Origin of the sequence: Mariniphaga sediminis, assembly GCF_003573545.1 — a bacterium.
GTDB classification, from domain to species: domain Bacteria; phylum Bacteroidota; class Bacteroidia; order Bacteroidales; family Prolixibacteraceae; genus Mariniphaga; species Mariniphaga sediminis.
Genome location: NZ_QWET01000005.1, coordinates 304,051 through 328,195 on the forward strand (window position 1 = coordinate 304,051; position 24,145 = coordinate 328,195).

Consider the following 24,145-nt stretch of genomic DNA (forward strand, 5'->3'; position numbering starts at 1 on the left):
TTTATTTCACTTTTGGAAAGTCGATTTTTTTGAAAACCAGGGCCGTTCGGGCCGGAAGGTAAAGTTTCAGGAAATGCTGACTGGTTAATCCGCTGCTGGGCAAGGTGTAGTATGGAATGTCTTCATCCACATGGTCGTGCCCGCCAAACCGGCCGGAGTCGGTATTTAAAACAACCTGGTATTTCCCGGGCCCCAGGGGAATACCGTAGTCCGTAAATGATTGTGTGGGATTAAAGTTGAAAACAAACAGGAACAGCCCCCGGTGATAAGCAAGTACTTTGTCGGGTTTGTTTCCCATCACCAAATCGACTGACGGGATGGTGAGTAGTTTGTGTTCCCGCATGATCTGTATCATTTCTCTGTCAAAATCATACAGCCAGTGGTATTTCAGATCGGAGTTTTCAGAAATACTCCAAATCCGCCGGCAATATTTATATGACCATCCATTTCCTTCGCGGGGGAAATCGATCCATTCGGGATGACCGAATTCATTCCCCATAAAATTGAGGTAAGCCCCACCGGCCGTGGTGGCAGTTATCAGTCTGATCATTTTATGCAGGGCAATGCCACGATCTACAATTAGATTGGGTTGGTCTTTCCGCATGCTGAAGTACATCTCTTTATCGATAAGCCGGAAAATGATGGTTTTGTCGCCAACCAGCGCCTGGTCATGCGACTCAGCGTAACTCACCACCTTTTCATCAAGCCGTTTGGATGTAAGCTGATGAAAAATGTCTCCCACTTCCCAGTCGTTATCATCTTTTTCTTTTATGAGTTTAATCCAGTAATCCGGAACACCCATGGCCATGCGGTAGTCGAACCCAATTCCGCCATGTTCCAGCGGAACAGCCAATCCCGGCATCCCGCTCATGTCTTCGGCAATGGATATCGAGTGAACCTTAACCTGTTTCATCAGCTTGTTGGCCAGCGTCAGGAAAGTGGTGGCTTCCCCATCCACGTTTTCGTTAAAATAATCGTTGTAACTGGTAAATGCTTTTTCCAGTCCGTGATCGAAATAGAGCATGCTGGTTACACCGTCGAACCGGAATCCGTCGAACCGGTACTCTTCGAGCCAAAATTTAATGTTGGATAGCAGGAAATGCAGTACTTCATTTTTTCCATAATTGAAGCAGTAGGAGTCCCATGCCGGGTGTTCGCCTTTTCCTCCTTCATGAAAAAACTGGTAACGGGTGCCATCATATTTTCCAAGGCCTTCCACTTCGTTCTTCACCGCATGGGAATGCACAATATCCATAATAACTGCCAGTCCCATACCATGTGCATCATCAATAAGGCGCTTCAAATCGTCGGGCGTTCCAAACCGCGACGAGGGAGCGAAAAAGCTGGAAACATGATACCCGAAACTCCCGTAGTAGGGATGTTCCGGAATGGCCATCAGTTGCACGGTGTTATACCCATTGGCCTTGATGCGGGGCAGCATGTTTTTTCTAAACTCATCGTAGGTGTGTACTTGTTCCTCTTCGCCGGCCATGCCAATGTGTGCTTCGTAAATAAGGGGAGGTTCTGTTATACCGTTGAACTCGTTGTTTTTCCACGTATAAATTTTTTCGGGGCGCCAAACCTGTGCATTAAAAATATGGGTTTCCGGATCCTGCACAACATAGTTAGCCCAGGCGGGAATACGTTTTCCGTAGTCCAGCGCCCAGTGCATGGAAAGCGCGTAAAGATCGCCGTGATGCAACTCGTTTTCATCCAGATGGAGTTCCCAAACTCCGTTTCCGACAGGTTCAAAAGCATACTTTTTTTGTTCTTCCCAGTTATTGAATGTGCCTGTGAGGTAAATAAACGTAGCATGGGGCGCCCACTCGCGCATTACCCATCCTCCGGCAGTTTTATGTAATCCGAAATAAAGGTGTCCGCTGGCAAATTCGTAAAGAGAGCTGCTTCCGGCCAGTTCCTTTTCCTTTTTAAGAGCTGCTTCTATCCTGTTTAAAATTACGTTGGAATAGGGCTGAAGCCATATATCGTCCTGAATCAGTTTCGGTGTTTTTTTTACCATATTCTTTTTTCATAAAGATAGAGAAACAGGGAGGAAAGTTCAATGGATTTCGCAGGAAAAAATTGTAGTTTTGTTCAAAAACCATAAGATGCTGCTAAAAGTTGCCTTGCTGCTTTCCATGCTGATCCAGTTGGGGGCTGCCATTATTGCGGTAAGTCTCATTCGCCGGACACGCTATAATGTTTCATGGATTCTGATTTCTTCCGGATTTGTTTTAATGGCTGCCCGACGGTTATTTGAGTTTTCAACCTTGTTTTGGGAAACGCAGCTGGTGTCGAAAGAAGATGTCAACAGTTGGATTGGGGTTTTTATTTCATTGTTGCTTTTTTTTGGGTTAATATTTATTCGCCAGATTTTTAATTGGCAGGATCGGGTTGAGCAAATCAGAAAAGAAGGAGAGATGCAAACACTTTCGGCTGTTATTCAGGCTGAAGAAAAAGCACGGCAGGTTTTTGCCCGCGACCTTCACGACGGGCTTGGTCCCCTTTTATCGTCCATTAAGATGACAGTTAGCGCGGTGGATTTGACGAAACTGGATCAGACCAACAAAAAAATTATTGAACGTTCATGTACAGCAACCGATGAGGTGATTGCCACGCTTAAAGAAATATCCAATAACCTCAGTCCGCACCTGCTGAAAAACTACGGATTAACGAAGGCTCTGGAAACATTTGCAGGCCGGTTGTTTGAAAATAGTTTCATTCGTTTTGAAATGGAATCGGACATTGGGGAGAAACGTTATTACTATGATTTGGAAATCAGTCTTTACCGGGTAATTTCCGAATTGATGAACAACAGTCTGAAACATGCCAAACCGCAGTGTGTGAAGCTTAAGATGAGCGAGGAAAGGAATTTACTCCGCGTGGAATACAGGGATGATGGTTGTGGTTTTGATCAGAAAAAGCAGACAGAGAAAGGTACTAGTGGAATGGGGCTGGAGAATATTCGTTCGCGGATTAAGTCACTCAATGGTTGGCTTTATATCCATACAAAACCGGAAGATGGAGTAGTTGTAACGATTCATATTCCGTTAAGATGAGGAAATTAAAAATATGTCTTGTGGACGATCATTCCCTGTTTAGGGAAGGGCTGCACTTTTTGTTGTCAAATCTCGATTTTATTGATGAAATATATGAGGCCGAAAACGGGGAGCAGTTTATTTCGACCCTGAAACAGCAGCCCGTGGATATTGTTTTGCTCGATATTGAAATGCCTTTGATGAACGGAATAGATGCTGCCAAACAGGCCCTGAAAATGTGGCCGGATATTAAAATAATTGCCCTGTCAATGTATTCGGATGAAAACTATTATTCAAGTATGATTGATGCCGGAGCATACGGCTTTTTATTGAAGAATTCCAACTTTTCCGAAGTAAGGAAAGCCATTCTCGACGTTTGGGAAGGGAAGAATTATTTTTCAACGGAGATTATGCAATCCATTCTTTTGCGGCTTAACCGGAAAACACAGGGGGAACCTTTTGACGATTTGACGGAGCGGGAGATTGAAATTCTTTATCACATCTGCAAAGGATTATCGAATGCCGAAATTGCCGATATCCTTTCAATCAGCAAACGTACTGTTGATAAACATCGCGAAAATTTACTGCAAAAGACGCAGTCGAAAAATACAGCCAACCTGGTTATTTTTGCCATAAAGCACGGTTATTTCAGTATTTGAGCATGTTGGGAGTTCAAAAAGCAGGAGCGGAGTTTATGGCTTCTGCACGTTGGGTTTTTACCTTTTTTTCTTTTTGAAGATCCCTTTAATTGACTTCCACAAGCCTTTTTTCTCTTCAGCCTCTTCCGGCTTTTGAATTTCCCGCAGCTTTTCTTCTTTGGTTTTTCCGGTAAACAAGCGATCAATAAAGTTCTCTTTCCTTTCCATTTCCAGCATTCGCTTGTAAGGGGCAATATCCAAATCGGCCAGTAATTGTTGGTCTAATTCAGGGAATTGCGCCCGTCGCATTTCCTTGTATCGTGGGTCGTTGTAAAGCTTATGGAAAAACTTACCCACAACGGGCAAGGCCATAAATGAACCCTGACCATAGGTAATGGTACGAAAATGGATGCCGGGATCCTCGGCCCCTACCCAACATCCTGTTACAAGCCTGGGGGTAAGGCCCACAAACCAGCCATCGGATTGATTTTGAGTGGTACCCGTTTTTCCGGCAAAGTCACCGGGGATTTTATAAACCGTGCGGATTTTGGTCCCGGTTCCTTCATTTATGGCTGTCTCCATCATATGCCTTATGATACGGCAGTTTACTGGGTTTAAATTAGTTGGCCGGGAGTTTGGCCGTTCAAACTCTTCAAGTAATTCGCCTTCGCCGGTGGAAATGGAATTCAGGTAAAAGGGTTCTACCCGGGTACCACTGTTTATTAAAGTGGCATAGGAAAAAAGAAGATCTTTCAGACTTATAGACGCCACCCCCAGGGCGAGTGAAGGAACTTTGGGAAGATCGGTTTTCAGTCCCAGTTCCCTTACCGTCGGAATGACATTTTCGATTCCCGTTTGCATTAAAACATCCACAGCAACCGTGTTGACTGACTGGGAGAGGGCCCCTTCCATGGAATAAAATCCTTCGTGGTTGTAATCTGAATTGGAGGGCGACCAGTTATCGTATTTTTCGTAAATCTTTTGTTCTGCCGGATAATAGTCGTAAGGGCTCAGTCCGTTTTCCAATGCCGAGAGGTAAACAAACGGTTTGAAAGTAGAACCTACCTGTCGCTGTGAAAGTACATGGTCGTATTTATAAAAGCGAAAGTCGATACCACCCACCCAGGCTTTTAAATCGCCGGTGGCAGGATCCAACGCCAAAAAACCGGAATTCAAAAAGCGAAGGTAATGTTTTACCGAATCGAGTGGAGTGGTTTCCACCTGTTCGAGTCCGTTCCAGGTAAACAGTTGGGCTGTTATTTTTTTGTTGAAAGCCTCTTCTATTTCTTCCTGCGAAATTCCGGCGGCATGCATGTTTTTGTAGCGGTCGGTGCGTTTTATGGCCCGCAGCAATATGTTGTTGTCTTTCCTCCACGGATCGGCATTTTCCCAGTGCCTGTCAAAAACTCCCTGTAGGTTTTTTAAATGTTCCGAAACCGCTTGGGTGGCATAAGACTGAAAGTCGGCATTGAGGGTTGTTTCGATACGCAGCCCGTCGGTATAAAGATTCCAGGGATCCCCGTTTTCTTTTGTGTTATTGGCGCACCATTCCAGCAACTCCGGTTTCAGCATTTCCAGGAAGTAGGGCGCGGGCCCTTCGTTAAACGAAATTTTTGTGTACCGGAGTCCCAGTGGTTTTTCTTTCAACGTTTGGCCTTCTTGCTCTGTCAGGTAGCCGTTGGTTACCATCAATGAAATAACAATGTTACGTCGCTCCGTTGACCGTTCGGGGTAAAGGCGTGGGTTGTAAGCATTGTTGGCTTTTAACATTCCTACCAGCACGGCTGCCTGATCAACAGAAAGATCCCCGGGTTTTTTGCCGAAATACCGTTCTGATGCCACTTCAATTCCAAAAATATTCTCTCCGAAAGGAACGGTATTCAAATAGAGTGTCAGAATTTCTTCTTTTGTATAGATCCGCTCCAGCCGGTAAGCGATAATGGCTTCCCGTAGTTTGTTCACCGGCAGGGAAAGGATGCCTACATCATTTCGCGGGAAAAGATTTTTGGCAATCTGCTGACTAAGCGTACTTCCGCCCCCGGCACTTCGATCCCCTAACAAAATGGTTTTTACCAATACGCGCAGCAGCGCAATTTCGTCAATGCCCCGGTGTTCGTAAAACCGGGCATCCTCCGTTGCAATTAAAGCATGGATGACGTTGGGGGAAATCTCGTTGAACCTGACGTTGCTGCGGTTTTCGATGTAATAGCGGCCCAGCAATTTGCCGTCTTCCGAAAATACCTCGGAGGCCTGTGGGTTTTTTATTTCATAAAGCTGGGCGGTGGTAGGAACATGCCCGGTAAATCCGAAGTAAACAGCCATAAAAAAGAGTGAGAACAGGATAAGTCCGGCTAAAAAAAACTGTAGCAAAAGAATAAAAATGCGCCTGCGTGTGCTTCGCGGCTGTTTCTTTTTTTTGCCCGGTTTCCTTTTTGGTGTGCTTTTCTTTTTTACGGTACGATTTGACATTCAATATTGTTTATTGCAAAAATATATTTTATAAACGAAAGAGAGGGGATAAATTATTTTTCCCTGCTATTTTCTATTTTTCAATTCATTTTCTGTAGTATTTTCTTTTATGGCTTCGGAGTAAAAGTACCGGAAAGCTTTTTGTTCCTCCGGTTGATCTGTTATAATTCAGTTATAAAGGTTAAAAAAAATCTTGTTCTAAAATGGGTGAAGTTTAAAAAAATCACTGATTCGGGTATTTCTTTAATCTTTTTGGCGAGAAATCCGTTCTTTTGAAAGAATAAACCTTTTTATGATGAATGCTTTGAAAAAAACAGGATTTACCACGCTGGCATTAAACGTTCCTTATGCGAAAAATGATCCTCATAACAGTCTCCAAATGCCTTTGTATGAGACTGTAGCTTTTGATTTTGAATCGGCAGAGCAAATGGAAGCCAACTTCAGGGGCGAGTATGCAGCCCATGTGTATTCGCGTTCTTCGAGTCCAACGGTAGAGTATTTTGAATTGAAATTAAAAGCACTGACCGAAAGCCAAGGTGTGCTGGCCGTTAGCTCTGGAATGGCTGCCATTGCAGATGTGTTGCTGTCCGTCACAAAAGCGGGCGACAATATTATTTCGGGACATCAATTGTTTGGCCACACGTATGCGCTTTTGTCGCAAACCCTGGGCGAATTCGGTTTGGAAGCCCGGTTCTCTGACCTAAAAAAGAAAGAGGAAATTGAAATGCTGGTGGATGAAAATACAAGGGCCATTTATTTTGAAACAGTAACCAACCCGCAATTGGAAATTGCCGACATTGAGATGCTTGCGGAGGTAGCCCAAAAGCACGGCCTGTTGCTTATTGCTGACAGTACCCTCACACCGCCCAATGTTTTCAGGGCTTCAAAATTCGGGGTGAATGTTGAGGTGGTTTCCGCTACAAAATATTTTTCGGGTGGGGCCACTTCATTTGGCGGGGTTATTATCGATCATGGAAATTATGACTGGTCACTAAATCCCAATTTTTCGAAGTATATTGAAAAGTATGGGCAGAATGCATTTATTGCCCGGCTGCGCAAAAATATTTACCGGAATACAGGTGGAAGCATGGCGCCGCAAACCGCAAAGTTTATGATTCAGGGGCTGGACATCCTGGAACTCCGGGTCGAAAAATGTTATCAAAATTGCCTGGCACTGGGCGCTTTTATGCAGTCACATGCCAAGGTAAAGGCGGTAGGTTACCCCGGGTTGAAATCGGATTCGGATTACCCTCTTGCGAAAAAGTACTTTTGCGGAGTGCCCGGTACCATTATGAGTTTCGATCTCGAATCAAAAGAAGCCTGTTTTGAATTTATGAACAAGTTAAACGTTATTCGCCGGGCTACTAACCTCAATGATAATAAAACGCTGATCATTCATCCGTATTCTACCATTTATGCTGAGTTTTCGGAAGAAGAAAGGGCAAAAGCAAATATTCGTGATACGATGATTCGCTTGTCGGTGGGGATTGAAAATGTAGAAGATTTGATTGCCGATATGGAGCAGGCCCTTGCCTGATTTATCTGGCGGCTGTTTGTCGTCTCTCAAATCTGAATTCAGATTAAGCTCTTATTGTTTTTCCCGAAGGTGGTTAAATAGCTGGTTTATTCGTTGAACTTTTGTGTCATCAGATTTTGGCTCTTCAATAAATTCAATCCAGATTTTTTTGTTTCGGTATGTAAGATTATAGAATGCTTTTTTCATTGGAGGATCGTCTTCAAGCAACCACTGCAAATATTCCGGAATACTAACTTCCGGGAGCACTTCATCCTTTTCAATTATAATGTGGACAAGGTCGCCTTCAGTTTTGCCAATGGCCTCACGGATTTCCTGCTTCAGGTGCAACCAGTGTGTTCCGTTTCCGTGTGGAAGTAAATTCATCCGGTACATTTTTCCATCGAAAGTAGCTTTCACCGGAATGGCTTTGCGTGTGCCAAATTTTTTGGCGCTTTCAAACGGGAACTCTGCAAATACGCCCCGCTGCGGCCCATGAATAAGAATGGTTTTGTATTCAAACTTTTTATTCATTTTGTTCGGGGCGGAGAAATTGAAGGTTTCGTTTTAGTCCTTTAAACCCGGCGCGTTTTACGGCTGAATTTTTAAACAGTTCGTTGAATAACGGCCTGTCCATATTATGCCAATCCTCGTGCGTGAGTTTCAATAATTTTGGGTTGGGGGTAAAGGCCGGTTCTTCGTGAGGGTGTGCTTTCAGGTTCCAGGGGCACACATCCTGGCAAATGTCGCAGCCAAACACCCTGTTTTCAAACTGTCCTTTCAGGTTTTCATCCAAATCGCCTTTTATTTCAATGGTTTGGTATGAAATACATTTCCGGGCATCCACCACTTGGTTGGCTACAATGGCTTTGGTGGGACAGGCATCAATACAGCGGGTGCATGTGCCGCAATGGTCGGCAACAGGTCTGGGGGTGTCAAAGGGTAGTTCGGTATCAAGAATGAGTTCGCCAATAAAAAAATAACTGCCATGGCGAACCGAAATCAGGTTGCTGTTTTTTCCCACCCATCCCAATCCGGCTTGGCGTGCCCAGGCCCGCTCCAGTACCGGTGCCGAATCAACAAACGGACGTCCGTTACATGGCTGAATTTCTTCCTGGATAAAGTGAAGTAATTTTTTCAGCTTGTCTTTCATTACAAAATGGTAGTCGGTTCCGTAAGCATATTTAGAAAGTACCGGCGCCTCAGTAGATTCCTGCGTTTTTTCAGGGAAATAATTCTGAAGCACGACGATTACGGTCTTTGCATTTTCGATGAGTAATCGGGGATCAAGCCGTTTTTCCTTGTTACGATCCATGTAGCCCATTTCACCGTGCATGCCCGCGTCAAGCCATTCCTGAAACCGGCTTTTTTCTTCTACAAGAAATCCGGCAGGTACGATGGCGCATTCCAGAAAACCCAGCAATACCGCTTGTTCCTTTATGCGTTGTGATATCTCTTTCGATTTGGACATTTTTCCTAAATGTTGGGCGTTTCCTTCAGAGCATCCCGGTATACATTTTTGCTCCACACAGTTCCCTTTGGTTCCGACCAAAGTAAGCCATTATTTTTATCAGAGATGAAACGTTACCCATTAATCTTTTTCGTATTACTTCGATAATAATAAACAAATTTTTTTCGGCTTTCAAACCGGAAAAGTACTTTTCTCTGTTGGAGGATACTTTGAAACATCAGGATGGTACGAACAGGCTCTTATTTTCTGATCCTCTCAATGACAGAAAATAAACGCACGCGAGAATATTTTTGGTTGGAACAAGAAAGAGCCGAAAGAAAAATGTTGACTCAAACGATGAGTGTAGTAGAAGATTTGCAACTGCTCATCGGGTTTAAACAGTTCGTGGTGTGGTTGTTTTTATTTGGCTGTAGGAATTTAATCCCCGTTAAAATACTGTATTGAAGCTTGCCTGGCTCCTGGTAATTTTATGCTGATTCACTGACTTTTCAGCCATAAGATTTTTTAGAAGAACCCTAACTCCAGGCGGGCTTCTTCACTCATCATTGATTTGTCCCACGGCGGATCGAATGTGAGATCCACATTAACGTTTTCAACGCCTTCCACAGCGCGTGCTGCCTGGGTTACATCGTCAATCAAAACATCAACCACCGGGCATCCCGGGGCTGTGAGGGTCATTACAACGTTGGCATTATTATTTTCATCAACATCAATGTTGTAGATCAATCCCAGGTCGTAAATATTCACCGGAATTTCCGGATCGTAAACTTCTTTCAGGTTTGCTATTATCTGATCTATCCTTTTATCCATCTTTTGCTCCTCCTTAACTTTCAATCCTGTTATAAGCAACAGCGTACAGCCTGATTTGTTTCACCATGGCAAGCAGTCCGTTTGAGCGGGTAGGTGAGAGGTGTTGTTTCAGCCCGAGATCGTCGATAAAATGCAGGTCATTCTTCATAATTTCTTCCGGTGTCCGTCCGGAAACAACCCGCAACAGTAGGGCAACCAGTCCCTTTACTATAACGGCATCGCTTTCTCCCCTGAAATGGATTTTCCCGTCTTTTATCTCCGTTACAAACCATACCCGCGACTGGCAACCTTTAATGAGATTCTGGTCGGTTTTGTCCTTTGGATCCAATGGTCCCAGTTGGTTGCCCAGTTCAATCAAATAGGCATATTTGTCCATCCAGTCATCGTAAACTGAAAACTCTTCAATTATCTCTTTTTGTATTTCTTCTATTGTCATGGTTTTGAATCAGAATTAAAGGATACAAATGTCGGAATTTTTTGTACGTCAGCAAATTTCTGTTATGTATTTTGCTGCCTCCGGGCTATCAGACTGGTAAAAAAAAGTTGAAAGCTGTGGTAGATCATTACCGGGAGCAGCCACACTCCGGCACCGCCAATTCCTCCAAACAGTATGCCTGCAAAAACCGAGGCATGCATCAGTGATTTTTGGGACCCTACAAACTGAAGCGTAATGCGGTCCGGAAGGGAAAAGTGCATTCGTTGTGCCAGGAACCGGGTAACCCCCATAATAACAAAAAAGAGTAAGATTGAAACTAAAAAGAGACCGCTCAATACCAGCCAGTTTACCTCTGAAAAAACATTTGTCCTGAACGAGTGACTGAACGATTGATAAACGATGAGCAGGATAATAATTTTATCGAATGTGGCCAGTTGTATGAGGTGACGAACCGTCCAGCGCACAACAAAACGGCGCAGGAAGAGCCCCGCAACTACCGGCAAAATGATTTGTACAATGAGTTGAAGCAAAACATGCGAAAAATTGAATCCGGAATTCTGGTTTGTAAGGAACAATCCCATCCAGAACGGAGTCATCACAATGCCGATAATTCCCGACATACTGGCATTGAAAATAGCGCCGGGGATATTGCCTCCGGCAACGGACACCATAACAACCGAAGAAGAGACAGTAGACGGAAGGGCGGCCAAAAAAAACAGGCCCATCCAGAAAATTTCTAGGTCGGTTCCGCGGACTAAGGGATAAAACGGTAAAATAAGCAAGGGAAATACCAGAAATGTGGTCAGGTGAATGGCGGTATGCATTTGCCAGTTTCGCATTCCTGCTTTCAGCGCGGCAGGATCAAGCTTTAATCCGTAAAAGAAAAAAATAAGTACAATGCCGATGTCAATAATTAACCCAAGGTTAACCGGATCCCAATCCATTGCAATACCTGGCTTTGCCCAGGCGGCGGCCAGCATAAGGAATAAACCGGAAATGAACCAGTCAGGCCGGTACTTTTTCATTTGTATTATTGTATTGTCGACTTTTGATTGCTTTGACAGCTAAGTTGCCACCTGCCCGAACATAAGCCTTACCTTATTCAGCGCTTTTATAAACAGGTCTATTTCTTCAATGGTATTGTACATGCCAAATGAAATACGTACGGTCCCCTGAATATTGTATCGTTGCATTACAGGGTCGGCACAGTGATGACCTGTGCGCAAAGCAACGCCCATTTTATCTATCATCGTTCCCAAGTCGAAGGCATGTATTCCTTCTATATTGAATGAGATAACACCAGATTTATGCGGCGCTTCCCCGTAAATCTGCATTCCCGGTATCTCCTTTAATTTCCGGGTGGCATAAGTCAACAGTTCCTGTTCCCACCCGGCAATATTTTCAAGTCCGGTTTCCTGCAATAGATCGATGGCAGCTCCGAAGGCAATAACTCCTGTAATATTGGGAGTTCCGGCTTCAAATTTAAAGGGGATTTCACTAAATGTGGTTTTCTCAAAAGAAACTTCAGAAATCATTTCACCCCCTCCCTGATAGGGTGGCATTTGCTCCAGCCATTTTTTCTTTCCGTAAAGAACGCCTACCCCGTTGGGGCCATACATTTTGTGCGCTGAAAAGGCGTAAAAGTCGGCATCCAGTGCCTGTACATCCACCGGAATATGTTGTATGGCCTGTGCCCCATCCACAAAAACGGGAATATCTCTCTGGTGAGCTGTCTCAATAATCTGCGCCACCGGATTAATCGTTCCAAGCACATTGGAAACATGGGCGACGGCAATAAGTTTTGTTTTCGAATTGATGAGTTCCGGCAACAGGCCTGTTTGTAATTCGCCTGAGTCAGAAAAAGGGAGTTTCACCACTTTGGCCCCTTTATTTAGCGCAATAATTTGCCAGGGAACAATGTTGGAATGGTGTTCCATTTCGGAAACAATGATTTCACTACCGGGTGAGAGAAACTGCTCCCCAAAAGATGTCGCCACCAGGTTAACACTTTCGGTAGTACCTTTTGTAAAAATAATTTCTTCCCGGTTTTCCGCATGAATAAATTGCTGTACCTTGTCACGCACACCTTCAAATTCTTCAGTGGCTTTGTCAGCCATGTAATGTGAGGCCCGGTGAATATTGCCGTAAAAATCATTGTGAAGCCGTTCCTGCTGCATCAAAACCTGAACGGGCTTTTGAGCCGATGCGGCGTTGTCGAAATAGATAACCGGTTTATTGTACACTTTTTGTTTGAGTACCGGGAAATAGCTTCGTATTTTATGAATGTCGTAATTCATAATATGTTAACAGTCACAATTATAGGCACAATCATGGCAGCGGGCTACTTCACCCTTTAGCCTTTTATCTACCAGTTCGTTGATCCGGTTGCGTAACGGTTCGATATTTATTCGCTGAACTACTTCGTAAGCAAACGCATTCATCATCATGAGCCTGGCCTTGCTTTCTTCAATTCCCCGTGCACGCAGGTAAAACAAGGCCTCTTCGTCAATCTGTCCTACCGTTGCGCCGTGACTGCATTTTACATCATCAGCATCAATAATTAACTGAGGCTTGGTTTGCATTGTGGCCTTGTCTGTGAGCAACAGGTTGTTGTTGCGCTGAAAAGCGTTGGTTTTTTGTGCGTCACGCACCACATGGATACGTCCCGCAAAAGCGCCGGTCGCCTCGTCGTCCAGTACATTTTTATAAAACTGGTTGCTTTGGCAATGTGGCTTTGCATGAACTACCTGTGTAAAATTGTCGACATGCTGTTTGCGATCGATAAATGCCATGCCAAACAGGTTGGCTTCGGCATTTTCACCATCGAGGATATATTTCAGATTATTGCGAATTAATCCCCCGTGGAGAGTTGCATAATGGGTAGTGGCCTTTGAATCCCTGCTCTGGCTAATAAAAACCGAATTTAGGTTGGTGGTACTGTTGTGTTGGTTTTGCAGAGTGTAAAACTCGAAAGAGGCATTAGGCCCCACAAATATCTCGGTAACTGAATTGTTCAGGTAGGTGTTTAAATTCAATGTGTGGTCACATGAAATTACCTGGACGTTTGCACCCTCTTCAACGTAAATGAAATTCCGTTGAGTAACAAAAGCATCCTTTTCAGCCTGCAAAAAGTTTATGAGCTGAATCGGTTTTTCAAGTACAGTATTTTTGGGAACGTAAAGGAAATAGCCGTCTTTGGCAAAGGCGGTATTCAGGGCTACGAGCGGGTCGTCGCCGGTTTTTGCCAGGGTGGCATATTTCGCGAGGAGTTCCGGTTTTTCATGAGCAATCTTTTCAATACTTTCCAGAATAACCCCTTCAGGCAGGTTCCCAACCTGGCTGCCTCTATCGTAAAACCATCCGTTAAAAATGTAGGCCAGGTGAGTATCCAGCTGGGGAACATCGCAACGGAAAGCATTATTCAAGTCGACTTCAACCGGTTCCCGCCGGTGCATAAATGAGTATTCCGGGATGAATGCCGGCTGCAGGTTGGTATATTTGTAGTTCTCAAATTTCCGTGTGGGGATACCTTGCGATACAAAATCTCTGAAAGCTTGATTTCTCGGAGCATTCAGAATATCGGCAGAATCCTCCAGCAACCCTTCTTTTACCTCATTATAATGTGCCGTATATTTTAACGATAAATCTGCTTTTTCTGCAACTACACTCATGTCATAATCCGTTTTCTTGTTTAATCCAGTCGTACCCTTTTTCTTCCAGTTCAAATGCCAGCTCTTTGCCTGACGATTTAACTATTTTCCCTTGGTACAGTACATGCACAAAGTCGGGAACAATATATTCCAGAAGTCGCTGGTAATGGGTTACTACAATCGTAGCATTTTCCGGGTTCCGTAAAGCATTCACTCCGTGGGCGACCCTTTTAAGCGCGTCGATGTCAAGGCCGGAGTCTGTTTCATCCAAAATAGACAGCTTGGGTTCGAGCAAGGCCATCTGGAAAATTTCATTTTTCTTCTTTTCCCCTCCGGAGAACCCTTCATTTACAGAACGGTTGGTTAACTGGGTATCAAGTTCCACCAGCTCTTTTTTCTCGCGCATTAGTTTAAGGAATTCACCTGCAGTCAGTTCTTCTTCTCCGCGGTATTTACGCAGTTCGTTCACCGCCGTTTTCAGGAAGTTGACCATGGGTACACCGGGTATCTCCACCGGATACTGAAAGCTCATAAAAACTCCTTTCAGGGCGCGTTCTTCCGGCGCCATTTCCAGGAGGTCTTCTCCCATAAATGTAATTTCTCCCTCCGTAACTTCATACTCCTCTTTCCCTGCCAGCACATTCGCCAGCGTGCTTTTTCCTGACCCGTTCGGACCCATAATTGCATGGATCTCACCCGGCTTAATTTCCAGGTTGATTCCTTTCAGAATCTCTTTTCCTTCTATGGAAACATATAAATTTTTAATTGACAGCATTTTTAGTAAAAAGATTTTGAGTAGTAAGTGCAAACACTTTTACTCGTATTTAACAATGTTTTTTTGAGATGTCACTCCGTGATTTTTATCCTACACTGCCTTCGAGGCTGATTTGCAACAGTTTTTGTGCCTCCACTGCAAATTCCATGGGAAGCTTGTTCAGCACTTCTTTGGCATAGCCGTTTACAATCATCCCGATGGCCTTCTCGGTATCGATACCACGCTGGTTGCAATAAAAAATCTGGTCTTCCCCAATTTTTGAAGTGGTGGCCTCATGCTCCACAATGGACGATTTGTTGCCAACTTCAATGTACGGGAAGGTATGCGCCCCGCAGGTATCGTTTAGCAGCAGGGAGTCGCATTGCGAAAAATTCCGGGAGTTGGAGGCACCGGGCATAACTTTTACCAGTCCGCGGTAGGAGTTGTCACTTTTTCCTGCCGAAATCCCTTTGGAAACAATCGTACTTTTGGTATTTTTTCCAATGTGAATCATTTTTGAACCGGTGTCGGCCTGCTGATGGTTGTTGGTAACTGCCACCGAGTTAAATTCTCCGATTGAGTTGTCGCCAAGTAAAATGCAACTGGGGTATTTCCAGGTAATTGCCGATCCTGTTTCTACCTGTGTCCAGCTAATTTTCGATGATTCCCCGCGGCAAATTCCCCGTTTGGTTACAAAGTTATAAACCCCGCCTTTCCCGTTTTTATCGCCGGGATACCAGTTTTGTACCGTGGAATATTTCACCTCTGCCCGGTCAAGGGCAATGATTTCGACTACGGCTGCATGAAGTTGGTTTTCGTCGCGCATGGGAGCTGTACAACCTTCGAGATAACTCACATAACTGTCGTCGTCAGCAACAATCAACGTACGTTCAAACTGCCCTGTGTTTGCCGCATTTATTCTGAAATAGGTGGACAATTCCATGGGGCAACGAACGCCCTTGGGAATGTAGCAAAATGATCCGTCGCTAAAAACGGCCGAATTAAGTGCCGCAAAAAAGTTGTCGGCCACCGGTACTGACTGTCCGATGTATTTTCGCACCAATTCGGGGTGTTCCTGGAGCGCCTCACTGAAGGAGCAGAAAATAATTCCTTTTTCGGCAAGTACTTCCTTAAAGGTGGTTTTTACTGAAACACTGTCGATTACAGCATCTACAGCAACTCCTGCCAGGTGTTTCTGCTCATCCAAAGGAATACCTAATTTTTTGAAAGTTTCCAGTAATTCCGGATCTACCTCGTCGAGGCTTTGGTATTTTGGTTTTTTCTTTGGCGCTGCATAGTAGCTGATACTCTGAAAATCAAAAGGGGGAACTTTCAGATAAGCCCAGTTGGGCATTTTCATCTTTTGCCACTTCCGGTATGCGTCAAGCCTGAAATCCAGCATGAAATCAGGCTCGTTTTTTTTCTCCCAAATTGTACGGATAACATCTTCATTCAAACCTTTCTCAATGATTTCGGTCTCAATGTCAGTGAAAAACCCGTATTTATAATCGCTTTGCGTTACTTCCGCTAATATTTTATCCTGATCTGTCATTTTTTTCTCTTTTCCATTAACAACAATCGTTTGCCCAGACTGTTTACTCAATAAATTGCAAAGATATAAAAGTATAGGTAAATTTGTTTTTTTGAAAGATTAATTAAATACTGCTTTGTCTTTTATTAACAATGAATAAAGAAAGAAAACAAACGAAGATCTCAGATCTGGGAGAATTTGGTCTGATTGACCGGCTGACAAAAAAAATTGAGCTAAAAAACAGAAGCACAATAAAGGGGGTCGGGGATGATGCTGCTGTGTTGGATTATGGCAGCAAATGTGTGGTCTTTTCCACGGATTTACTTACAGAAGGCGTTCATTTTAACCTGATGTATGTCCCGTTAAAACATTTGGGCTATAAAGCTGTGGTGGTGAACCTTTCGGATATTTATGCCATGAATGCCCGTCCAAAACAAATTACTGTGAACCTGGCTCTATCGAACAAGTTTTCAGTAGAGGCCGTGGAGGAGCTCTATTCAGGGATTTACCTTGCCTGCGAAAATTATGGCATTGACCTGGTGGGCGGTGATACCACGAGTTCGCTTACCGGGCTGACTATTAGCGTAAGTGTTTTGGGAGAAGCCAATACAGAAGATTTGGTTTACCGCAGCGGGGCACAACCTGGCGATTGGCTCTGCGTGTCAGGCGATTTGGGCGGTGCTTATATGGGACTTCAACTGCTGGAACGGGAGAACGAGGTATTTAAGGTAAATCAGAGTATGAAACCACAATTGCAGGGGTATGATTATATTCTGGAACGACAATTAAAACCGGAACCGCGGGCTGATATCGTTGAGGTGTTTGAAAAACTAAAAATGAAACCTACAGCCATGATAGATATTTCTGACGGGCTGTCTTCCGAAATTCTGCATTTATGTAAAAATTCAAAAGTGGGGTGTCGGTTGAATGAGGGGAAGGTGCCCATGGACAGCCAAACAAAAGATATGGCAGAGGAACTTCATATTAATCCATTGGTGGCAGCGCTGAATGGCGGCGAAGATTATGAGTTGCTTTTTACATTGTCTCCCAATGACTTTGACAAAATAAAAAACGACCCGGATTTTACGGTTATCGGAGAAATAGTGGATGCCGGAAAAGGAGTTAACCTGATTACAACGGGAGGTTCGGAAGTTCCGTTACAGGCCCAGGGGTGGAAACATTTAGGTTAATTCAGTTATAATAAACAGGACAGTCATACCTTAAGCTCTGAGAGAAAAAAGTATGACTGTTCTGTATTTTTAATCCGGATAATATCCCCGGATGATACCTCTTTTCGAGTCTTTTACAAAAAGAAGTACCTCGTCCCTTTCCTGGGTAGCAGGCATTTCTGCTTCAATGATTTCTACCGCCTGGGCAGTATTCAGCCCCTTTTGGTAAATGTAACGGTAGATATCTTGTATTTCCCTGATTTTTTCGTTGTTGTAGTTTCTGCGTCGCAGTCCGATGGAGTTGATACCCACATAAGAAAGCGGCTCACGCCCGGCCTTGATAAAGGGAGGTACGTCTTTCCGCACCAGGGATCCGCCGCCAATCATTACATGCGACCCGATACGGCAGAACTGATGGATGCCGGTCATGCCTGAAATAATAGCCCAGTCGTCGACTACCACTTCTCCTGCCAACTGCGTGTTATTCCCAAGAATGACAGCATTTCCCACTTTGCAGTCATGGGCAATGTGTACATAAGCCATAATCAGGTTGTTGTTTCCTACAGTTGTTTTTCCTTTGGAGGCAGTGCCACGATTAATGGTTACATACTCCCGGATAGTGTTGTTATCACCAATTTCAACAGTGGTGTATTCGCCTTTAAATTTTAAATCTTGTGGAATGGCGCCAATTACAGCGCCGGGAAAAATATTGCAGTTTTTGCCGATTCGAGTGCCCGATAAAATGGTAACGCTTGAGCCGATGCGGGTTCCTTCGCCAATTTCAACATCTCTGTCGATAGAAACAAAGGGTTCGATTACAACATTCTCGGCGACCTTAGCGTCAGGGTGGACATAAGCCAGTGGTTGTTTCATCTCATTTAAGTATTATAATATTTCAATGGATATGTTACTAGGATGATTTACTCATCATCAGGTTAGGTACATATTTTGGACTTGATCCATTTTATGATTCTATTTTGACTTTGCCGGGTTCAACCTCTGTTTGTTGTTTTACAATCTGGGCCATAAATTCACCTTCGGCAACAATCTTGTCTCCAACATAGGTAACCCCTTTCATGGTGGCAATGCCTCGTCGTATAGGAGAACTCAGGGTGACTTTAAAAACCAGGGTGTCTCCCGGAACAACTTTTTTCCTGAATTTAACATTGTCAACACGGATGAAGTAAGTTGAATACTTTCCTTCAAGTTTACAAAGTACAAGCAATCCGCCTGTTTGTGCCATTGCTTCAATTAACAACACGCCCGGCATTAAGGGTTCATCCGGGAAGTGTCCCTGGAAGAAGGGTTCGTTGTGCGTGACGTTTTTAATCCCAATCACTTCTTTCTCGGTGATGGATAAAATTTTATCTACCATCAAAAAAGGATACCGGTGTGGCAGATATTCTTTGATCTGCGTGGTGTCGAGCAACGGGGTTGCATTCGGATCATAATCCGGCGCCTCTGCCTGCGATTTTTTCCAGGCTTCTTTCAGTGCCTGTGCAAAAATAGTGTTCGGGCGGTGTCCCGGTTTGGATGCAATGATCCGGCCTTTTATCCGTTTGCCGCAAAGCGCCAGATCTCCAATGACATCAAGTAGTTTATGGCGAGCGCATTCATTGTCGAAATGTAATTCGAGGTTGTTTAGTATTCCCTGCGGTTTTACTTCAACCCGGTCGTGATGAAAAAGATCGGCCAAACGGTCCAGTTCAAACTGTCCTACCTCTTTGTCAATAATGACAATAGCGTTGTTTAGTTCACCTCCTTTAATCAGGTTGTTGTTCAGCAAAAATTCCAGTTCGTGCAGAAAAACGAAGGTGCGGCAATTGGCTATTTCATTTTTGAAGTCACTTATGGAATCGAGCGTTGCAAACTGATTATTCAGAACCCTTGATTTGAAGGAGATCATCACATTCAGGCTGTAGTCGTCATCAGGCAGCGCAATGATGTGAGCTCCTGATTTTTCATCGAAGATTTCGATTTTTTCCTTAATCTCAAAATATTCTCTTTCAGCTTCCTGTTCCACCACTCCGGCTTTTTCAATGGCTTCAACAAAATATCTTGAACTTCCGTCCATGATGGGAACTTCCTCGTTGTCTACTTCAATCAGCACGTTGTCGAGGTCCATTCCGGTAAGAGCTGCCAATGCATGCTCAATGGTTCCGATGCGGGCTCCATCCTTTTCGAGCAAAGTTCCCCGCGAAGTATCCACCACTAAATCGACATCGGTATCGATAATGGGGGTGTCTTCCAAATCGACTCTTTTAAATTTAAACCCATGGTTTTCGGGCGCGGGCTTAAAGTTTACAGTTACGTTAACGCCGGTATGCAGCCCTTTACCTTCAATTTTGAATGATTTTGCTAATGTTTTTTGTCGTATTACCATACCATATTTTACTTTGAAGCAGCAGAATCAGCCTGTTTCAAGGATTTGACATCTTTTTGAAGTTGTATGATTTCCTCTCGGAGTTTGGGTAAGTTTCTGAAAATAGTATATGTTTTTATTGCATCCTTATAGTTGAATGCCGGCGACGATAATAGAATTTCATTGTCTTTAATGGATTTGCTGACACCTGATTGTGCCCCAATCTGCACATTGTCGCCAATGGTCAGATGCCCTGCAAGGCCTACCTGCCCGGCAAATTTACAGTTTTTGCCCACTTTGGTAGTGCCTGCCATGCCTGTTTGACCGGCAATCACCGTATTTTCGCCAATTTCACAATTGTGTGCAATCTGTACAAGATTGTCTATTTTGGCGCCTTTGCGAATAATTGTAGAACCAAAAGTACCGCAGTCAATGGCGGTGTTGGCGCCTATTTCCACGTTATCTTCCAGAATCACGTTGCCAATTTGTGGGATTTTATTGTAGGTTCCATCCGGTTGTGGCGCAAAGCCAAAACCGTCGGACCCGACTACTGCTCCTGAATGAATGATACAGTTATTCCCTATTTCACAGTCATCATATATTTTAACTCCTGCGTAGAGAATGCAGTCATCGCCTATGGTTACATTATCACCGATAAAAACCTGGGGAAAGATTTTGGAGCCTTTCCCAATTTGGGTATTCCTCCCAATGCTGGCAAATGCCCCCACATAAATTTCTTCACCCAATTGGGCCGACTCGTCTATGTAACTTGGGTTTTCGATTCCCTGGCGCAAATTCTTTTTTGCCTGTACATATAAATCAAGCAGGGAAGCAAATCCCTGGTAAGCATCGTCCACTTTAATAAGGGTTGCTTTTATTTCCGATTTTGGGGTGAAAGATCGGTTCACCAGAACAACGGATGCACCGGTATTGTATATATAATTTTCATATTTCGGGTTCGCCAGAAAGGCTAGTGTGCCGGGTTGGCCGTCCTCAATTTTCGATACACCCGAAACTTTAACATTGCTATTTCCAACCACTTCTCCTTTTAGAAATGAAGCAATGTCTTTTGCTTTAAATTCCATTCATCATTTTTTTAGCGATGCAAATATAGGTTTAAACTAATTAATGTCCAATTCTTTTGGATAACAGGCAAAATATTTACGTACTGTTTTAGTAAGCACAGAGAGGTTAATATCTGAGGCATTGCCCATATCTTTTACTTTTCCGTCTTTTAAGAGAATCTTAATATTTTCGGTGTGCCTGTTGTAAGCACTGTTGGTAATTTCGCCTGTCACCAGAAAATAGGGCGAAAGGGCTGTATCGCCCGTGACTTTTTCCGTTATCTGCTTCAGCATTTGGTCTTTCCATTTTTTTGAGACGGGCTTGTCTGTTATTTTTATTCTGAACAAACGTCTGTTTATCAGGTTTCTCGCCAGTTTGGAAAGCACGGGGTCGGAGTGTGATTGCCATTCTTTTACCGAAATCATGATATCATTGTCGTCCAGAAGGGAATACCAGTCAAGTACGTTTTTTCCTTCCACCTCAATGTTTTTTAAAAAATCATCTTCTGTAAAATTATTATGAAGAAAAATTTTCAGGGTGGGTGTGGTAAAAATGGCTGTTCCCGCTGTCCATAATTCCTGTGCACGTTTCAGTACCTGAATAAGCAGAAATTCTGCCGAAACTACGGTTTTGTGAAGGTAAACCTGCCAGTACATTAACCGGCGGGCAATGAGAAATTTTTCGATGGAGTAAATTCCTTTATAATCTACCGCTAATTGGTCGTTCCACACGGTCAGCATTTTAATAATACGGTCAATTCCTACAATCCCTTCTGCTACGCCGGTAAAAAAGCTGTCGCGGCTCAGGTAATCCAACCTGTCTACGTCCAACTGGCTGGCAACCAGTTGGTGTAAGAATTGTTTTTTGTATTGATTTTTGAAAATTTCGATTGCAAGCCGGAGTTTTCCGTTAAATTGTCGGTCCAGCTCGTTCATCATTAACAGTGAAATTTTTTCATGGGGTATTTCCACCAATGTGTTTTCCAGTACATGTGAATAGGGAGCATGTCCTATGTCGTGGAGCAAAATAGCTACGGTTACTGCATCGGCTTCTTCTTCGGTAATTTCATGGCCTTTCAGGCGTAATACCGAAATGGCTTGCCGCATCAGATGGCTTGCTCCCAGGGCATGTTCGAAACGCGAATGATTAGCTCCCGGATAAACAAGGAATGAAAGTCCCAGTTGTTTAATCCGCCGCAATCGTTGCATGAAAGGGTGTTCAACCAAATCAAAAATTAATTCCGATTGCAGGTTAATAAAGCCAAACACCGGGTCGTTAATGATTTTCTTTTTGTTTAAATAATAATCGCTCACTTGTTTTCTTTTACTTCGGAGGCTAAAAATACAAAAGTTTAATTAATTCGGTTTAAGGCATTTATCATGCATTTAAATTTTTGTATTTCCGGAAGAAATTACTATTTTTGCGCAGATTTTTGTGAAACCTGAAATAGGGGGCCGGAGGTTCCCTATTTTGTTACAGGCAAATGATGGTAAACAAGACGAAAATAGTGGAATTGGTGAATGAACAGCTTGACGAAAGAATGTATCTAGTGGATGTTCAGGTCAGTACAACCAATGTCATCAAAATATTCGTCGACCATTACGAAGGCCTCACCATTGACCGGTGTGTGGAAATCAGCCGGCAGGTTGAACACAGTCTTGACAGGGAAAACGAGGATTTTGAGTTGCAGGTTTCTTCACCAGGGTTAACCGAGCCTTTCAAAGTGAAAGAGCAGTACCTGAAAAATACCGGGCGCCAGGTAGAAGTTTTAACTGCTGACGGCATAAAACGCACCGGGTTGTTGAAAGACGTGAAGCCCGGACATATTTTGCTTGAAACCTCCACCCGCGAAAAGGTGGAAGGACATAAGAAAAAACAATTGATTGTAAAAGAGCATCAGATAGACTTTGGCGATATAAAAAGCGCAAAGGTTGTTGTTTCAATTAAATAAAAATTTTACGATGGAAAATATTAGCCTTATCGATACTTTTGCCGAATTCAAAGAGCTAAAAAACATTGATCGGGTGACTATGATGAGTGTACTTGAAGATGTTTTTCGCAGCGTACTCATTAAACAGTACGGCACGGATGAAAATTTTGATGTTATCATCAACATTGACAAGGGAGACTTTGAAATTTGGCGAAACCGGGCAGTGGTGGAAGATGCCGAGTTGGAAGACCCTAACCTTCAGATTTCACTTACGGAAGCTCAGAAAATTGACAGCGATTATGAAGTGGGTGAAGAGGTAACCGATGAGGTGAAACTCATAGATTTCGGGCGGCGCGCTATCTTGAACCTACGCCAAAATCTGGCCAGTAAAATTATGGAACTGGAAAAGGACCATATTTATGGAAAGTATAAAGATAAAATAGGGGATATTGTTACAGGAGAAGTTTACCAGGTTTGGAAAAAGGAGATTCTTATACTCGATGACGAAGGCAATGAGCTGATTCTTCCCAAGTCGGAACAAATACCTTCCGATTATTTCAGGAAGGGCGATACGGTTCGCGCCATTGTTTATAAGGTAGAGTTGAGAAACAACAACCCATTGATTATTTTGTCGCGTACAGCGCCCGTTTTTCTTGAGCGGCTCTTTGAGCTTGAAATTCCCGAGATTTTCGATGGGCTGATTACAATTAAAAACATTGTACGGGTTCCGGGCGAACGTGCCAAAGTTGCCGTTGAGTCTTATGATGAGCGGATCGACCCCGTAGGCGCCTGTGTAGGAATGAAGGGCTCACGTATTCACGGGATTGTTCGGGAACTAAGAAACGAAAACATCGATGTTATCAATTTCTCGTCAAATACGCAATTGTATATCAAGCGTGCGCTTAACCCGGCAAAAATAAGCAACATCAAAATAAAGGAAGATAGCAAAAAGGCAGAGGTTTTTCTGAAGCCGGAGGAAGTATCGCTGGCTATTGGTAAAGGCGGCCTTAATATCAGACTGGCAAGCCAGCTTACCGGTTATGAAATTGATGTATATCGTGAAATGGAAGAAGACGATGACGATGTGACTCTTGAAGAGTTTGCAGATGAAATTGAAAGCTGGATAATTGATGCTCTGAAAGCTATTGGTTGTGATACAGCCAAGAATGTACTGAATATTCCTCGTAATGAGCTTATTAAACGTACCGACTTGGAGGAAGAAACTGTAGATGAGGTATTGAAAGTGCTAAAGGCTGAGTTTGAATAAATAAAAAATACATTTAATTTTAAACGACTGTAAAAGCTTTTG

At 43.5% G+C, this 24,145-nt stretch carries 21 protein-coding genes; 6 read left to right on the forward strand and 15 right to left on the reverse strand.

Annotated features, from left to right (window positions below; all coding sequences use genetic code 11):
• Position 1 precedes the first annotated feature (1 nt).
• Positions 2 to 2,020 (reverse strand): alpha amylase C-terminal domain-containing protein, encoded by a 2,019-nt coding sequence (locus D1164_RS08830; RefSeq protein ID WP_119349594.1) that lies wholly within the window; start codon positions 2,018 to 2,020, stop codon positions 2 to 4.
• Between the two features lie 88 nt (positions 2,021 to 2,108).
• On the opposite strand from D1164_RS08830, the gene D1164_RS08835 reads away from it, so the two are divergent.
• Together D1164_RS08835 and D1164_RS08840 are read left to right on the forward strand one after the other, a co-directional pair.
• Positions 2,109 to 3,059: a sensor histidine kinase gene (locus tag D1164_RS08835; RefSeq protein ID WP_119349595.1), complete on the forward strand. Its 951-nt coding sequence runs from the start codon at positions 2,109 to 2,111 to the stop codon at positions 3,057 to 3,059.
• Positions 3,056 to 3,697: a response regulator gene (locus D1164_RS08840; protein WP_119349596.1), complete on the forward strand. Its 642-nt coding sequence runs from the start codon at positions 3,056 to 3,058 to the stop codon at positions 3,695 to 3,697. Before D1164_RS08835 ends, D1164_RS08840 begins: the two co-directional genes overlap by 4 nt.
• Before the next feature lie 57 nt (positions 3,698 to 3,754).
• Here the strand turns inward: D1164_RS08840 and D1164_RS08845 are convergent, their stop codons facing one another.
• Complete coding sequence (locus tag D1164_RS08845) at positions 3,755 to 6,145, reverse strand: penicillin-binding protein 1A (RefSeq protein WP_119349597.1); 2,391 nt, start codon at positions 6,143 to 6,145, stop codon at positions 3,755 to 3,757.
• A gap of 292 nt (positions 6,146 to 6,437) precedes the next feature.
• On the opposite strand from D1164_RS08845, the gene D1164_RS08855 reads away from it, so the two are divergent.
• Complete coding sequence (locus tag D1164_RS08855; RefSeq protein WP_119349599.1) at positions 6,438 to 7,682, forward strand: PLP-dependent transferase; 1,245 nt, start codon at positions 6,438 to 6,440, stop codon at positions 7,680 to 7,682.
• Between the two features lie 51 nt (positions 7,683 to 7,733).
• Here the strand turns inward: D1164_RS08855 and D1164_RS08860 are convergent, their stop codons facing one another.
• The 9 genes from D1164_RS08860 to sufB form a co-directional block, all read right to left on the reverse strand.
• Positions 7,734 to 8,192, reverse strand: a complete 459-nt coding sequence (locus tag D1164_RS08860) for a YdeI/OmpD-associated family protein (RefSeq protein ID WP_119349600.1) — start codon at positions 8,190 to 8,192, stop codon at positions 7,734 to 7,736.
• A complete protein-coding gene (gene queG, locus D1164_RS08865) occupies positions 8,185 to 9,129 on the reverse strand; it encodes a tRNA epoxyqueuosine(34) reductase QueG (protein WP_119349601.1) in 945 nt (314 codons plus the stop codon). Before queG ends, D1164_RS08860 begins: the two co-directional genes overlap by 8 nt.
• Before the next feature lie 504 nt (positions 9,130 to 9,633).
• Positions 9,634 to 9,939, reverse strand: a complete 306-nt coding sequence (locus D1164_RS08875; protein WP_119349603.1) for a DUF59 domain-containing protein — start codon at positions 9,937 to 9,939, stop codon at positions 9,634 to 9,636.
• Between the two features lie 13 nt (positions 9,940 to 9,952).
• Complete coding sequence (locus tag D1164_RS08880) at positions 9,953 to 10,375, reverse strand: SufE family protein (RefSeq protein WP_119349604.1); 423 nt, start codon at positions 10,373 to 10,375, stop codon at positions 9,953 to 9,955.
• 62 nt (positions 10,376 to 10,437) lie between these two features.
• Entirely contained in the window at positions 10,438 to 11,400 is a 963-nt protein-coding gene (locus D1164_RS08885; protein ID WP_119349605.1) for a bile acid:sodium symporter family protein, read from the reverse strand.
• 39 nt (positions 11,401 to 11,439) lie between these two features.
• Positions 11,440 to 12,672, reverse strand: coding sequence for an aminotransferase class V-fold PLP-dependent enzyme (locus D1164_RS08890; RefSeq protein ID WP_119349606.1), 1,233 nt, complete (start codon positions 12,670 to 12,672; stop codon positions 11,440 to 11,442).
• 6 nt (positions 12,673 to 12,678) lie between these two features.
• The gene (sufD, locus tag D1164_RS08895) at positions 12,679 to 14,046 is read right to left on the reverse strand and encodes a Fe-S cluster assembly protein SufD (RefSeq protein ID WP_119349607.1); all 1,368 of its coding nucleotides are present in this window, start codon (positions 14,044 to 14,046) and stop codon (positions 12,679 to 12,681) included.
• A gap of 1 nt (position 14,047) precedes the next feature.
• Positions 14,048 to 14,800: a Fe-S cluster assembly ATPase SufC gene (gene sufC, locus D1164_RS08900; RefSeq protein WP_119349608.1), complete on the reverse strand. Its 753-nt coding sequence runs from the start codon at positions 14,798 to 14,800 to the stop codon at positions 14,048 to 14,050.
• 85 nt (positions 14,801 to 14,885) lie between these two features.
• Positions 14,886 to 16,331 (reverse strand): Fe-S cluster assembly protein SufB, encoded by a 1,446-nt coding sequence (sufB, locus tag D1164_RS08905; protein ID WP_119349660.1) that lies wholly within the window; start codon positions 16,329 to 16,331, stop codon positions 14,886 to 14,888.
• Positions 16,332 to 16,462: 131 nt separating this feature from the next.
• Here sufB and thiL point away from each other — a divergent pair, with 131 nt between their 5' ends.
• Positions 16,463 to 17,500, forward strand: coding sequence for a thiamine-phosphate kinase (gene thiL, locus D1164_RS08910; protein ID WP_119349609.1), 1,038 nt, complete (start codon positions 16,463 to 16,465; stop codon positions 17,498 to 17,500).
• A gap of 69 nt (positions 17,501 to 17,569) precedes the next feature.
• Here the strand turns inward: thiL and lpxA are convergent, their stop codons facing one another.
• From lpxA to D1164_RS08930, 4 genes are all read right to left on the reverse strand, one after another.
• Entirely contained in the window at positions 17,570 to 18,352 is a 783-nt protein-coding gene (gene lpxA, locus D1164_RS08915) for an acyl-ACP--UDP-N-acetylglucosamine O-acyltransferase (RefSeq protein WP_119349610.1), read from the reverse strand.
• 91 nt (positions 18,353 to 18,443) lie between these two features.
• Positions 18,444 to 19,862, reverse strand: coding sequence for a bifunctional UDP-3-O-[3-hydroxymyristoyl] N-acetylglucosamine deacetylase/3-hydroxyacyl-ACP dehydratase (locus D1164_RS08920; RefSeq protein ID WP_119349611.1), 1,419 nt, complete (start codon positions 19,860 to 19,862; stop codon positions 18,444 to 18,446).
• An 8-nt stretch (positions 19,863 to 19,870) separates the two neighbouring features.
• Entirely contained in the window at positions 19,871 to 20,926 is a 1,056-nt protein-coding gene (gene lpxD / locus D1164_RS08925; RefSeq protein WP_119349612.1) for a UDP-3-O-(3-hydroxymyristoyl)glucosamine N-acyltransferase, read from the reverse strand.
• A 36-nt stretch (positions 20,927 to 20,962) separates the two neighbouring features.
• A complete protein-coding gene (locus D1164_RS08930) occupies positions 20,963 to 22,219 on the reverse strand; it encodes an HD domain-containing protein (protein WP_241558271.1) in 1,257 nt (418 codons plus the stop codon).
• Positions 22,220 to 22,389: 170 nt separating this feature from the next.
• Here D1164_RS08930 and rimP point away from each other — a divergent pair, with 170 nt between their 5' ends.
• Positions 22,390 to 22,857: a ribosome assembly cofactor RimP gene (gene rimP / locus D1164_RS08935; protein WP_119349613.1), complete on the forward strand. Its 468-nt coding sequence runs from the start codon at positions 22,390 to 22,392 to the stop codon at positions 22,855 to 22,857.
• 10 nt (positions 22,858 to 22,867) lie between these two features.
• On the forward strand, positions 22,868 to 24,103 hold the full coding sequence (nusA, locus tag D1164_RS08940) for a transcription termination factor NusA (protein WP_119349662.1): 1,236 nt from the start codon (positions 22,868 to 22,870) through the stop codon (positions 24,101 to 24,103).
• The last annotated feature ends 42 nt before the right edge of the window (positions 24,104 to 24,145 follow it).

Bases quoted from the DNA above. Each gene is read 5' to 3' on its own strand.
- D1164_RS08830 (WP_119349594.1), bottom strand. From the start codon at position 2,020: ATGGTAAAAAAAACACCGAAACTGATTCAGGACGATATATGGCTTCAG.
- D1164_RS08835 (WP_119349595.1), top strand. From the start codon at position 2,109: ATGCTGCTAAAAGTTGCCTTGCTGCTTTCCATGCTGATCCAGTTGGGG.
- D1164_RS08840 (WP_119349596.1), top strand. From the start codon at position 3,056: ATGAGGAAATTAAAAATATGTCTTGTGGACGATCATTCCCTGTTTAGG.
- D1164_RS08845 (WP_119349597.1), bottom strand. From the start codon at position 6,145: ATGTCAAATCGTACCGTAAAAAAGAAAAGCACACCAAAAAGGAAACCG.
- D1164_RS08855 (WP_119349599.1), top strand. From the start codon at position 6,438: ATGATGAATGCTTTGAAAAAAACAGGATTTACCACGCTGGCATTAAAC.
- D1164_RS08860 (WP_119349600.1), bottom strand. From the start codon at position 8,192: ATGAATAAAAAGTTTGAATACAAAACCATTCTTATTCATGGGCCGCAG.
- queG (WP_119349601.1), bottom strand. From the start codon at position 9,129: ATGTCCAAATCGAAAGAGATATCACAACGCATAAAGGAACAAGCGGTA.
- D1164_RS08875 (WP_119349603.1), bottom strand. From the start codon at position 9,939: ATGGATAAAAGGATAGATCAGATAATAGCAAACCTGAAAGAAGTTTAC.
- D1164_RS08880 (WP_119349604.1), bottom strand. From the start codon at position 10,375: ATGACAATAGAAGAAATACAAAAAGAGATAATTGAAGAGTTTTCAGTT.
- D1164_RS08885 (WP_119349605.1), bottom strand. From the start codon at position 11,400: ATGAAAAAGTACCGGCCTGACTGGTTCATTTCCGGTTTATTCCTTATG.
- D1164_RS08890 (WP_119349606.1), bottom strand. From the start codon at position 12,672: ATGAATTACGACATTCATAAAATACGAAGCTATTTCCCGGTACTCAAA.
- sufD (WP_119349607.1), bottom strand. From the start codon at position 14,046: ATGAGTGTAGTTGCAGAAAAAGCAGATTTATCGTTAAAATATACGGCA.
- sufC (WP_119349608.1), bottom strand. From the start codon at position 14,800: ATGCTGTCAATTAAAAATTTATATGTTTCCATAGAAGGAAAAGAGATT.
- sufB (WP_119349660.1), bottom strand. From the start codon at position 16,331: ATGACAGATCAGGATAAAATATTAGCGGAAGTAACGCAAAGCGATTAT.
- thiL (WP_119349609.1), top strand. From the start codon at position 16,463: ATGAATAAAGAAAGAAAACAAACGAAGATCTCAGATCTGGGAGAATTT.
- lpxA (WP_119349610.1), bottom strand. From the start codon at position 18,352: ATGAAACAACCACTGGCTTATGTCCACCCTGACGCTAAGGTCGCCGAG.
- D1164_RS08920 (WP_119349611.1), bottom strand. From the start codon at position 19,862: ATGGTAATACGACAAAAAACATTAGCAAAATCATTCAAAATTGAAGGT.
- lpxD (WP_119349612.1), bottom strand. From the start codon at position 20,926: ATGGAATTTAAAGCAAAAGACATTGCTTCATTTCTAAAAGGAGAAGTG.
- rimP (WP_119349613.1), top strand. From the start codon at position 22,390: ATGATGGTAAACAAGACGAAAATAGTGGAATTGGTGAATGAACAGCTT.
- nusA (WP_119349662.1), top strand. From the start codon at position 22,868: ATGGAAAATATTAGCCTTATCGATACTTTTGCCGAATTCAAAGAGCTA.